This window comes from Pseudomonas sp. BN417, assembly GCF_029871205.1.
Taxonomy (GTDB): domain Bacteria; phylum Pseudomonadota; class Gammaproteobacteria; order Pseudomonadales; family Pseudomonadaceae; genus Metapseudomonas.
Map to the genome: position 1 here is coordinate 89,626 of NZ_SSOJ01000164.1, position 12,016 is coordinate 101,641.

At 66.4% G+C, this 12,016-nt stretch carries 8 protein-coding genes; 5 read left to right on the forward strand and 3 right to left on the reverse strand.

Features of this window, described 5'->3' with window-relative positions:
• Window positions 1-2: 2 nt before the first annotated feature.
• From E8F11_RS29155 to E8F11_RS29165, 3 genes are all read left to right on the forward strand, one after another.
• The gene (locus E8F11_RS29155) at window positions 3-3,140 is read left to right on the forward strand and encodes an efflux RND transporter permease subunit (RefSeq protein ID WP_280292395.1); all 3,138 of its coding nucleotides are present in this window, start codon (window positions 3-5) and stop codon (window positions 3,138-3,140) included.
• Window positions 3,137-4,570, forward strand: a complete 1,434-nt coding sequence (locus E8F11_RS29160; protein ID WP_280292396.1) for an AdeC/AdeK/OprM family multidrug efflux complex outer membrane factor — start codon at window positions 3,137-3,139, stop codon at window positions 4,568-4,570. The genes E8F11_RS29155 and E8F11_RS29160 overlap by 4 nt, the downstream gene beginning before the upstream one ends.
• 270 nt (window positions 4,571-4,840) lie before the next feature.
• Window positions 4,841-5,878 carry a metal-dependent hydrolase gene (locus tag E8F11_RS29165; protein WP_280292397.1) on the forward strand — a complete coding sequence of 346 codons (1,038 nt, stop codon included), beginning with the start codon at window positions 4,841-4,843 and terminating at the stop codon, window positions 5,876-5,878.
• Window positions 5,879-5,995: 117 nt separating this feature from the next.
• On the opposite strand, the gene E8F11_RS29170 is transcribed toward E8F11_RS29165, so the two are convergent.
• From E8F11_RS29170 to maiA, 3 genes are all read right to left on the reverse strand, one after another.
• Window positions 5,996-7,099, reverse strand: coding sequence for a hypothetical protein (locus E8F11_RS29170; protein WP_280292398.1), 1,104 nt, complete (start codon window positions 7,097-7,099; stop codon window positions 5,996-5,998).
• A gap of 217 nt (window positions 7,100-7,316) precedes the next feature.
• Window positions 7,317-8,726 carry an amino acid permease gene (locus E8F11_RS29175; protein WP_280292399.1) on the reverse strand — a complete coding sequence of 470 codons (1,410 nt, stop codon included), beginning with the start codon at window positions 8,724-8,726 and terminating at the stop codon, window positions 7,317-7,319.
• A gap of 87 nt (window positions 8,727-8,813) precedes the next feature.
• Window positions 8,814-9,479, reverse strand: a complete 666-nt coding sequence (gene maiA / locus E8F11_RS29180; RefSeq protein WP_280292400.1) for a maleylacetoacetate isomerase — start codon at window positions 9,477-9,479, stop codon at window positions 8,814-8,816.
• Window positions 9,480-9,773: 294 nt separating this feature from the next.
• Here maiA and E8F11_RS29185 point away from each other — a divergent pair, with 294 nt between their 5' ends.
• The gene (locus E8F11_RS29185; RefSeq protein WP_280292401.1) at window positions 9,774-10,871 is read left to right on the forward strand and encodes a helix-turn-helix transcriptional regulator; all 1,098 of its coding nucleotides are present in this window, start codon (window positions 9,774-9,776) and stop codon (window positions 10,869-10,871) included.
• 152 nt (window positions 10,872-11,023) lie between these two features.
• On the forward strand, window positions 11,024-11,920 hold the full coding sequence (locus tag E8F11_RS29190) for a class I SAM-dependent methyltransferase (protein ID WP_280292402.1): 897 nt from the start codon (window positions 11,024-11,026) through the stop codon (window positions 11,918-11,920).
• Window positions 11,921-12,016: the final 96 nt, after the last annotated feature.

Sequence of the window (12,016 nt, forward strand, 5' to 3'; positions counted from 1 at the left end):
AGATGTCGAAATTCTTCATCGATCGCCCCATCTTCGCCTGGGTGATCGCGCTGGTGATCATGCTCGCCGGCGGCCTGTCGATCCTCAAACTACCGATCAACCAATACCCCAGCATCGCCGCGCCCGCGGTGGGCATCCAGGTCAGCTATCCGGGCGCCTCGGCGCAGACGGTGCAGGACACCGTGGTGCAGGTCATCGAGCAACAGCTCAATGGCATCGACGGCCTGCGCTACATCTCCTCGGAGAGCAACTCCGACGGCAGCATGACCATCACCGCCACCTTCGAGCAGGGCACCAACCCTGACATCGCCCAGGTGCAGGTGCAGAACAAGCTCCAGCTGGCCACCCCGCTGCTGCCGCAGGAAGTGCAGCAGCAGGGCATCCGCGTGACCAAGGCAGTGAAGAACTTCCTGCTGGTCATCGGCGTCGTCTCCGAAGACGGCAGCATGGACAAGAACGACCTGGCCAACTACATCGTCTCCAACATCCAGGACCCGATCTCGCGGACCAAGGGTGTGGGCGACTTCCAGGTGTTCGGTGCCCAGTACGCCATGCGCATCTGGCTGGACCCGGCGCGGCTGAACAATTACCAGCTGACCCCGGTGGACGTGAAGACCGCCATCCAGGCGCAGAACGTGCAGATCTCCTCCGGCCAGCTCGGCGGCCTGCCGGCCTCTCCCGGTACCCAGCTGAACGCCACCATCATCGGCAAGACCCGCCTGCAGACCCCCGAGCAGTTCGGCGCGATCCTCCTCAAGGTCAATCGCGACGGCTCCCAGGTGCGCCTGCGCGACGTCGCCAAGATCGAGCTGGGCGGCGAGAACTACAGCATCAGCGCCCAGTTCAACGGCAAGCCGGCTTCGGGCATGGCGATCAAGCTGGCCACCGGCGCCAACGCCCTGGACACCGCCAAGGCGATCCGCGCCACCATCGCCGAACTGGAACCCTTCATGCCCGCAGGAATGAAGGTGGTCTTCCCCTATGACACCACCCCGGTGGTCTCCGCCTCCATCGAAGGGGTTATCCACACCCTGGGCGAAGCCATCGTCCTGGTGTTCCTGGTGATGTTCCTGTTCCTGCAGAACTTCCGCGCCACCATCATCCCCACCCTGGCCGTGCCCGTGGTGCTGCTGGGTACCTTCGGCGTGCTGGCGATGTTCGGCTTCACCATCAACACCCTGACCATGTTCGCCATGGTCCTGGCCATCGGCCTCTTGGTGGACGATGCCATCGTGGTCGTGGAGAACGTCGAGCGGGTGATGGCCGAGGAAGGCCTCTCGCCCCTGGAAGCCACCCGCAAGTCCATGGGCCAGATCCAGGGCGCGTTGGTGGGCATCGCCCTGGTGCTCTCGGCGGTGTTCCTGCCGATGGCCTTCTTCGGCGGTTCCACCGGCGTGATCTACCGGCAGTTCTCCATCACCATAGTCGCGGCCATGTCGCTCTCGGTGCTGGTGGCGCTGGTCTTCACCCCGGCCCTCTGCGCCACCCTGCTCAAGCCCATCGCCAAGGGCGGCCACCATGAGAAGCGCGGCTTCTTCGGCTGGTTCAACCGCAGCTTCGAGCGTGGCGTGAACGGCTACGAACGCAGCGTGCGCAGCATCCTCAAGCGCAAGGCACCCTACCTCGCCCTCTACCTGGTGATCATCGTCGCCATGGCCTGGCTGTTCACCCGCATCCCCACCGCCTTCCTCCCCGAGGAAGACCAGGGCGTGCTCTTCGCCCAGGTGCAGACCCCGTCCGGCGCCAGCGCCGAACGCACCCAGGTGGTCGTGGACCAGATGCGCGAATACCTGCTGGAGGAAGAGAAGGACACCGTGAAATCCGTGTTCACCGTGACCGGCTTCAACTTCGCCGGCCGCGGCCAGAGCTCGGGCATGGCCTTCATCATGCTCAAACCCTGGGAAGAGCGCACTGCCGAGGGCCAGAGCGTGTTCGACCTGGCCCAGCGCGCGCAGAAGCACTTCTTCAGCTTCCGCGACGCGATGGTCTTCGCCTTCGCCCCGCCCGCGGTGATGGAGCTGGGTAACGCCACCGGCTTCAACTTCTTCCTGCAGGATCGCGCCGGCATCGGTCACGAAGCACTGAACGCCGCCCGCGACCAGTTCGTCGAGCTGGCGGCGAAGAACCCGGTGCTCGCCCGCGTGCGCGCCAACGGCCTGCGCGACGAACCCCAGTACCAGCTGCAGATCGACGACGAGAAGGCCCGCGCCCATGGCCTGTCCCTCGCCGACATCAACAACACCGTGTCCATCGCCTGGGGCGCCAGCTACGTCAACGATTTCATCGACCGTGGCCGGGTGAAGAAGGTCTATTTGCAGGGTGAACCCGAAGCGCGGATGAACCCCGACGACCTGAACAAGTGGTACGTGCGCAACGACCAGGGCCAGATGGTGCCGTTCAGCGCCTTCGCCAGCGGCGAATGGATCTACGGCGCGCCGAAGCTGGCCCGCTACAACGGCGTGCCGGCGGTGGAAATCCTCGGCGAGGCCGCCCGCGGCCACAGCTCGGGTGAAGCCATGGCCGCGGTGGAAGAGATCGCCAAGCAGCTGCCGGCCGGCGTCGGCTATTCCTGGACCGGCCTGTCCTACGAGGAGCGCCTGTCCGGCGCCCAGGCGCCAGCCCTCTACGCGCTGTCGCTGCTGGTGGTGTTCCTCTGCCTGGCGGCCCTGTACGAGAGCTGGTCGATCCCCTTCTCGGTGATGCTGGTGGTCCCGCTCGGGGTAATCGGCGCGCTGCTCTTCACCAGCATGCGCGGCTTGTCCAACGACGTGTTCTTCCAGGTCGGCCTGCTCACCACCATCGGCCTCTCGGCGAAGAATGCGATCCTCATCGTCGAGTTCGCCAAGGAGCTCCACGAGCAGGGCAAGAGCCTGTTCGATGCCGCCGTGGAAGCCTGCCGCATGCGCCTGCGCCCGATCATCATGACCTCGCTGGCGTTCATCCTCGGCGTGGTACCCCTGGCCATCTCCAATGGCGCCGGCTCCGGTAGCCAGCACGCCATCGGTACCGGCGTGATCGGCGGCATGCTCACCGCCACCGTCCTGGCCATCTTCTGGGTGCCGCTGTTCTACGTGCTGGTCTGCTCGCTGCTCAAGGACAAGGCGAGCAAGGCCGCGATCAAGAAGGAGGCCCTGCAGTGAGGCATTCCCTGATGTCCCTGGCCATCGCCGCAACCCTGCTCGGTGGCTGCTCCATGATCCCCGACTACCAGCGCCCTGCGGCGCCGGTAGAGACTGACTGGCCCCAGGGCGAGGCCTACACCCAGGGCGAGGCGCAGGTATCCAGCGCCGCCGCCGACCTCGACTGGCGCGAGTTCTTCCAGGACCCGGCGCTGCGCCAGCTGGTGCAGCTCGCCCTGGAGAACAACCGCGACCTGCGTGTCGCCGCGCTGAATGTCGAGGCCTACCAGTCGCTCTACCGCATCCAGCGCTCCGAGCTGTTCCCGAGCATCTCCGCCGATGGCGGCGCTACCCGCCAGCGCACGCCGGGCATCATGAGCCAGAGCGGCGAGGCCGACACCAACAGTACCTACAGCGCCACCCTCGGCACCAACTCCTGGGAACTGGATTTCTTCGGCCGCCTGCGCAGCCTCAACCAGCAAGCGCTGGAACAGTACTTCGCCACCGAACAGGCGCGCCGCAGCACCCAGATCAGCCTGGTCGCCGCGGTGGCCACCGCCTACCTCGACTGGCAGGCCGACCAGGCTCTGCTGCAGCTGACCCGGGATACCCTCAAGACCTACCAGGAAAGCTACGCCCTCACCCAGCGCAGCTTCGATGTCGGCATCGCCGATGCCCTGGCCCTTAGCCAGGCGCGCACCGCCGTGGAAAGCGCCCAGGTCAGCCTGGCCCAGTACAGCCGCCTGGTAGCCCAGGACCGCAACGCCCTGGCCCAGCTGGTGGGTGCCGGCCTGCCGGGCGACCTGCCCAAGGGGCTGGCGCTGGACGCCGACCTGCTCGCCGAAGTGCCGCCCGGCCTGCCGTCCGACCTGCTGCAGCGACGCCCCGACGTGCTCCAGGCCGAGCACCTGCTCATGGCCGCCAACGCCAACATCGGCGCGGCACGCGCGGCCTTCTTCCCCAGCGTCAGCCTGACCGCCAACGCCGGCAGCATGAGCAACGAGTTGTCCGGGCTGTTCGACGCGGGCTCCGGCAGCTGGCTGTTCCAGCCGAGCATCAGCCTGCCGATCTTCACCGCCGGCCGCCTCAAGGCGAACCTCGACTACAGCGAGCTGCAGAAGGACATCCAGGTCGCGCAGTACGAGAAGTCCATCCAGGTCGCCTTCCAGGAAGTCGCCGACGGCCTCGCCGCCCGCACCACCTACCAGCAGCAGCTGGGTGCCCAGCGCGCCCTGGTGAACACCACCGAGGAGTACTACCGCCTCGCCGAGCGTCGTTACCGCACCGGCGTCGACAGCTACCTGACCCTGCTCGACGCCCAGCGCCAGCTGTTCAGCGCGCGCCAACAGCTGATCGGCGACCGCCTCAACCAGCTGGCCAGCGAGGTGAACCTCTACAAGGCCCTCGGCGGCGGCTGGAAGGAACAGGGAGCAAGCGCCCCGAACGCTTGACCCGCGACCTCCCCTATCCTCACGGACGAGGAATCCACGCGGCGCCCCTGCCCTTCATGGCGGGGGCGTTTTTTTGCCTCCCTCGCAGGCCAAGCGCCGGGATGGCCTGCGCACCCTACACTCGGACATGACTGGTAGGGTGCGCCGCGCGCACCGACAAGCTCGACGCTGCAGGGCCGAGGCCCCGGAAATCTCTGGTCCGAATTTCCCGGCTGCGAGCCGATGTCGGCGCAGCTAACCTGCCTCGCTGTTCAACCTCTAGGAACGGCAATGGACTCACTGACCCAGGCATTGCTCGGCGCCACCGTCCAGGGCGCGCTGCTCGGCCGCTGGCAGGGGCGCAAGGCCCTGCTCTACGGCGCCATGCTCGGCACCCTGCCGGACCTGGACGTGGTGATCCGCTACACGGATGCGGTAGCGTCCATGACTTACCACCGCGGCTTCAGTCATTCGATCTTCGCTCTCAGCGCCCTGGCCGCTCTGCTCACCGGGTTAGTGCGGCGCTGGCGCCCACACCCTGGCTACTCCACGCGGTGGCTGTTCCTCAGCCTCTGGCTGGTGCTGGTCACCCATCCTCTGCTGGACTGTTTCACCGGCTACGGCACGCAGTTCCTCTGGCCCCTGGAGTCCCGGCCCATCGCCTGGTCGAGCATCTTCATCATCGACCCGCTCTATACCTTGCCGCTGCTGGTCGCCGTCCTGGGCGGACTGCTGTTCGGCCTGCGCGACCGCCCGCCACGCCTGGCGATCATCGCGCTGGCACTGTCCAGCCTCTACCTGGCGTCCAGCCTGGGCGGCAAGTTCATGGCCGAGCATCGGGTGGCCGAGGTGCTGGACCGCCAGGGCATCCACCCGCAGGCGCTGTTCAGCACGCCGACACCCTTCAACACCCTGCTCTGGCGGGTGGTGGTGCTGGACGGCGAGGACTATCACGAAGCCCTGGTGAGCTGGTTCGACCGCGAGCCGCCGCAGCTCGAGCGCATCCCGCGCGGCACAGAGCTGGCACGGCGCCTGCGGGATTCACCGCAACACATGCGCCTGGCCTGGTTCACCCACGGCATCCTGCGCTACGACCAGATCGGCCAGGCCCTGGTGGTGACCGACCTGCGCCTGGGCATCACCGGCTTCCACCCCTTCCGCTTCGTCCTCGCCGAACGGCGGGACGGTCGCTGGCATCTCCTCCGGGAGACGCGCCGCTGGCCAACCGAGCGCGGCGACCTGGCCCACCTGAAGGCGCTCTGGCAGCGCGTCTGGCACCAGGAGCAGATGGTGCCGCTGGCCAGTTGGGCGGGCCAGTTGCAGTACTAGCAGGGTTGAAGCGGCGCTGGCCGCCATGCTGCCGCTGGTGGTGCGCTTTCGGATCCGGACTCCGAAAATCATCGGGCCGCCCATGGGCGGCCCGATGATAGCTGGCAGGGAGCCGGGTCAGGCCGCCGCCTTCAGTACCTCCAGCAGGTTCGGCAAAGGCAGCGCCTGGGCGCCGTTGATGGACAGGCCGCAGCGATTGCCGGCAGCTTCCACCAACCGCTGCAGCTCGGCCGCCGGCAGTTGCCCCGCGTTGAACTGCAGGTCCAGCTTCTTGGTCTTCCCCGCCGCTCCCAGGGCCGAGACCAGCCCCTCGACTGCGACGCCCTGGGCGCTGCTGACGCTGACGGAGGTGCTGATGCCGGCCGCCTCGATTGCCTGCACCAGGCCAGCGGCAGGGGTCTGCGCGCCGTTGTACTCGACGCTGAGCTGACGGGTATTGCCGGTGGCCTCGATGGCCGAAAGCAGGTGGCCGGCGCCAAGGGCCTCGGCGGTGTTCAGCCGCACCAGCGTATTGGTGCCGGCGGCCGCCACTATCTGCGGCAGGCTGGCTTCATCCATCTGGCCGCCATTGAAGGACAGGCTGAGGTGCTTGCCGTTCCCGGCCCCCAGCATCAGTGCCTGGAGCTCGTCCCGGTCCAGGGCGTGGGCGGTGTTGATGGCGATGCCGGTATGGGCGCCGGCCGCCTCCAGGGCCTGAAGCAGGTTGGCCGCCGGCTGCGCACCGCCCAGTTCCACGGCGAGCTTGCGCTGGTCGCCGGCGGCCCGGAGGGTGGCCAGCAGGGTTTCCAGTGCAAGGGACTGGGAAGCACCGAGGCCGATGTCCACCTGGCGGCCGGCGGCATCCAGGGCGGAGCGCAGGATCTCCTCGTTGACCCGGGCGCCGCTGAAGACGGCCCGCATGGACTTGCCATCGCCAGCGGAGGTGATGGCGGTCACCAGGGCCGCGGGGTTCACCGCCTGAGCGGCACTGATATCGAGGGTGGTGCGGTCACCGGCGAAACTCACCGCCTGCCGCAGGCTGCGGGGATCCAGGCGGGCGCCGTCGAAACCGAGGACCAGGTTCTTCTCGCTGCCGGCTGCGCTCAGCACCGAGAGCATGTGGCTGGCGTCCAGGTCGTGGGCGGCGGAATAGTGGATGGTGGTGTTCTCCCCGGCGGCCAGGATCGCCTGGCGCAGGATGTTGATCGCAACCGAACCATCGAAATGCAGGGCCAGTTTCATTTCCGTTCTCCTGTACGAGTCCTAGAGACGAACGCCCAACCATACAGAGAAAACCCTGCACTACAACTCAATGAAGCCACCACGATTCTCGGATTTATCCGAAAATCGCCGCAATTCATCGAAATATAACGTAATCCTTTTCCAGGCGAGCAGGCACCCGGGGTGACCACAAACGCCAAGGCCCGGCACATGGCCGGGCCTTGGCGGGAGGCACGAATCAGCCCGCGACGTAGGCCTGGCGCGCCTTGGCCGCGCTGGACAGCTTCAGGCGGTAGCAGCCCCACATCACCAGCAGCCAGACCGGGATGGCGTACACCGAGACCTGGATGCCCGGGATCATCAGCATGATGCCGAGGATGAAGACCACGAAGCCCAGGCACAGGTAGTTGCCCATGGGGAACCAGAAGGCGCGGAAGCCGGTACGCACGCCGTCCTTCTCCATGCGCTGGCGGAACTTCAGGTGGGAGTAGCTGATCATCGCCCAGTTGATCACCAGGGCGGCCACCACCAGGGACATCAGCAGCTCCAGCGCGTTATGCGGAACCACGTAGTTGACGATCACGGCGAGGAAGGTCACCACGGCCGACACCAGCAGCGAACGCACCGGCACGCCGCGCTTGTCCACCTTGGCCAGGGAACGCGGGGCGTCGCCCTGCTCGGCGAGGCCCAGCAGCATGCGGCCGTTGCAGTAGGTGCCGCTGTTGTAGACCGACAGCGCGGCGGTGAGCACCACGAAGTTCAGCAGGTGGGCGGCGGTGTCGCTGCCGATCAGCGCGAAGATCTTCACGAAGGGGCTGCCGCTGTAGGGATCGCCGGCGCTGTTGATGGAGGCCAGCAGCGCGTCCCAGGGGCTCAGCGAGAGCAGCACCACCAGGGCGCCGACATAGAAGATCAGGATGCGGTAGATGACCTGGTTGATCGCCTTGGGAATCACCTGCTTCGGCTTGTCTGCCTCCGCAGCGGTGAAGCCGAGCATCTCCAGGCCACCGAAGGAGAACATGATGAAGGCCATGGCCATCACCAGTCCGCTGACGCCGTTGGGGAAGAAGCCACCATGGGCCCAGAGGTTGCTGACCGCAGCCTGCTCGCCACCGGAACCGCTGAACAGCATCCAGCAGCCGAGGACGATCATGCCGACGATGGCGACCACCTTGATCATGGCGAACCAGAACTCGGCTTCGCCGAACAGCTTCACGTTGGCCAGGTTGATGGCGTTGACCACCAGGAAGAACACCGCGGCGGTGGCCCAGGTCGGTACTTCGGGCCACCAGAAGTGGATGTACTTGCCCACGGCCGTCAGCTCGGACATGCCGACCAGGGTGTAGAGCACCCAGCAGTTCCAGCCGGAGAGGAAGCCGGCGAAACCGCCCCAGTACTTGTGGGCGAAATGGCTGAAGGAGCCGGCTACCGGTTCTTCGACGATCATCTCGCCGAGCTGGCGCATGATCAGGAAGGCGATGAAGCCGCAGATGGCGTAGCCGAGGATCATCGAGGGGCCGGCGGACTTGAGCACCCCGGCCGAGCCGAGGAAGAGTCCGGTACCGATGGCGCCGCCGAGGGCGATCAACTGGATATGGCGATTCTTCAGGCCGCGTTGAAGCTCGCCCGAGTGTTGCATGTCACTCATTGCGTCACCTTTTGTTGTTGTCGTGACGGGATTTCACCCGCCGGGCTTGTGGTCCGGCGGAAGTTCGCAAGGCGGGTAGACCTTTGGTTACTGCGCGTCTGGCTGCACCTCCGGAGCGGCATTCCTGAACGCCTCGAGGGCTTCACAACGCGCAGCGATATCGAGGATGCGCGGATAGCCCGACAGGTCACAGTCGAAGCGTCGCGCGTTATAGAGCTGGGGAATCAGGCAGGCCTCCAGGTAGCCGGGCCGGCTGCCCAGGGAGAGCTTGTCGCCAAAGGACTCCAGGCCCTTTTCCACAGCCGTGAGGCCCAGGGATACCCAGTGGCGGTACCAGGCGTCCTTGGCTTCGTCGGCCACGCCCAGTTCGGCCTTGAGGTACTGCAGCACCCGCAGGTTGTTCAGCGGGTGCACATCGCAGGCGATATGCATGGCCAGGGCCCGGACCTGGGCCCGCAAGGCCGGGTCGGCAGGCAGCAGAGCCGGCACGGGGAATACTTCCTCGAGGTATTCGAGGATGGCCAGGGACTGGGCGATACGCACTTCACCGCCGGCATGGCCGGCGTCCACCAGGAGCGGCAGCAGGCCCTGGGGGTTGAGTTCGCGATAGGCCGGCAGGTGCTGCTGGCCGCCGTCCTTGACCAGGTGGACCAGCTCCTGGCGATAGGCCAGCCCCTTGAGGTTGAGGGCGATGCGGACCCGGTATGCAGCGCTGGAGCGCCAGTAGCCGTAGAGTGTGAGTTCGGTATTCATGGCATTGGGCCGATTTTTTGTTTGCGCCATCTCACTCTGGCAGCGCCGGACGAACAAGTCGCGGAACCGGCTCTTGCGGAGCGCCGGGCGGTCAATCCGGAAAGGAATCCTTACAGCCACCACTGGCCGGCGACACCGCCTGCCAGGCGCCTCGCCAGCGTAAGGTTTTCTTGACAGGGCGTTCAGCCAGGCTGCCAGCCCGGCACGCGACCGGCCGACCAGCGGCAATTTCCAACGCGCCCAGCCCGTGCGATATGAAGGCAACGCGCCATCAATCTCGCAAGGACGCCGCGCATGCCGCAAATGGACGAGCTCTACGACGACCTGGTCAACCTCTGCTACGAGTGCGTGCTGGACGAAGGCGCCTGGCGGCCGCTGCTGGAACGCCTCGCCGCCAGCACCGGCCACCAGATGGGCGCCCTGCTCTTCCTCGACCAGCGCGAACGGCGTCCACAGGTCACCTCGGTGCACCTCTGCGACCCGGCGAGCGTGGCGGCCTACAACAGCCACTACCACCAGTACGACCCGGCCAAGGAGGTGCTGGTGCCACGCCCCGTGGGCAGCTGGTACCACGACCTGGAAGACCTCGGCCCGGGGCGCATCCAGCGCGATCCCTATTACCAGGAATTCCACATTCCCTTCGGCATGAACAACATCTCCTGCATCAAGCTGCATGAGCAGGCGGATTCCGGCGTCTACCTTTCATTGCTGACAGCGGTGGGAGCACGCTCGCCAGAGATGCCGCAGCGCGACCTGCTGACCCGCTTCAGCCCGCACCTGTTGCGGGCGGCCAGAATGTCCAACCGCCTGCAAGCGCTGGAGCTGGACGTGGCCAGGCGCGACCTGCTGCTGGATCGCCACCCCGCGCCGGTCTGGCTGCTGAATACCGAGGGGCGCGTGCTCTACTGCAACCGCCAGGCCGAGCAACGCCTGCTCCAGCCGCAATTCGCCTTGCAGGGCCGTCAGGGGCGGCTGCATGGCAAGGCGCTGGATGGCCGGCTGCAAGCCCTGATCCGCCAGGCTGCCGGCCACGACGGCAAGCGCCGCGCCGGCTGGCTGCCCTTGGTCGACGAGCCGCCTAGCCAGCTTCTGGTGACCCCGGTGTCGGAAGCGGCGGCCATGACCGCCAGGCAACAGGGGCCGCTGGTGCTCCTGGCCCTGCTGGAGAACCAGCCGCAAAGCCAACTACTGGCCGAGCTGTTCCAGCTCACTCCGGCGGAACGGCGCCTGGCCGAACTCCTCGCCCAGGGTCTGACGCCCGAGGCCTGTGCCCTGCGCCTGCGGGTTTCGATCAACACCATTCGCAGCCAGCTGCGTGCGTTGTTCCGCAAGACCGAAACCGAACGCCAGTCAGAGCTGATCAATCTTTTTGCCCGCTTGCAGGGACTTTGAGCGCTATCTCCCGTGCATCCGAAATTGCGTTTTCATCTAACTGAATGATGGCGGGCATATGGCCATCTACTAAATTTCTATGCGGAATGAATGTCCGCCTGCATCCCGCGTGACGGGTCGAGGAGTCCACGCCTAGCCATCGGAGGTGGCCTGTGGAAGAAATCAGCGAACCGGAAGAGTTGCGGAAAAGCCTCGAGGTACAACAAGAACTCAGTCAGGAACTGGCGCGCATCAGGGCCGAGCGTGAGCGTTTCATGCTCGACAAGCCCCCGCCCGTCAGGAAAGCGGAACCACCACAGAGCAATATCCTGCCTTTCCCCACACGAAAACTGCCCAGCCCTGGTCTGCGCTGCGGCAACGCCCTGCTGCTGGACTACCTGTACGGCGTGGAATCCGACGCCCTGCGCGACCTGCCCGAGGAGCGCATCGATCAGCTCTTCGACCTAGCCACCAGCGCGCAGGCGGCCCGGGCCCTGCGCTGCCGGCGCCGGATGCTCGCCCGCGCCCTGGATGAAACCTGCCAGCAGGCCGGCAAGGGCGCCCGCATGTTGTGCATCGCCGGCGGCCACTTTCGCGAGGCCGAGCTGGCCCGCGAACTGCGCAACGGGCGCTACGGCGAGATGCTGGTGTTCGACGATGATCGGGCACGCCTGGAAACGGTGCGCAGCAGCTACGCTGCGCTGGGTGTGACGACCCTCCAGGGCAGCCTGGAGCAGCTCCTGGCGGGCCAGTACGACTTAAACGGCTACGACCTGGTGTATTCGGCCGGGGTGACCGAACTGCTGGACGACCGCCGCTGCGAACGCCTGGTCTACCAGTTGTTCCGCGCCGTGCGCCCGGGCGGCCGTCTGCTGCTGGCCAACTTCCGCCCCGGCATCGCCGCCATCACCTTCCTCGAAGGGCTGCTGGACTGGCGCCCGCGTTACCGCCTCGACGCGCAGATGCTTGGCCTGCTGGACGGCATCGACTACAACCAGATCGCCTCGGCGCGGGTGTTCCACGATATCGGCCAGCGCATCGTCTTCCTCGAAGCGGTGAAGTACGGCTGACAAATGGCGCCCTACGTGGAGACTCCCCCCGTAGGGTGCGCTGCGCGCACCGATTCGGGCTGCAAACCGACACCTTCGCCAGGGCATCACTCGGTC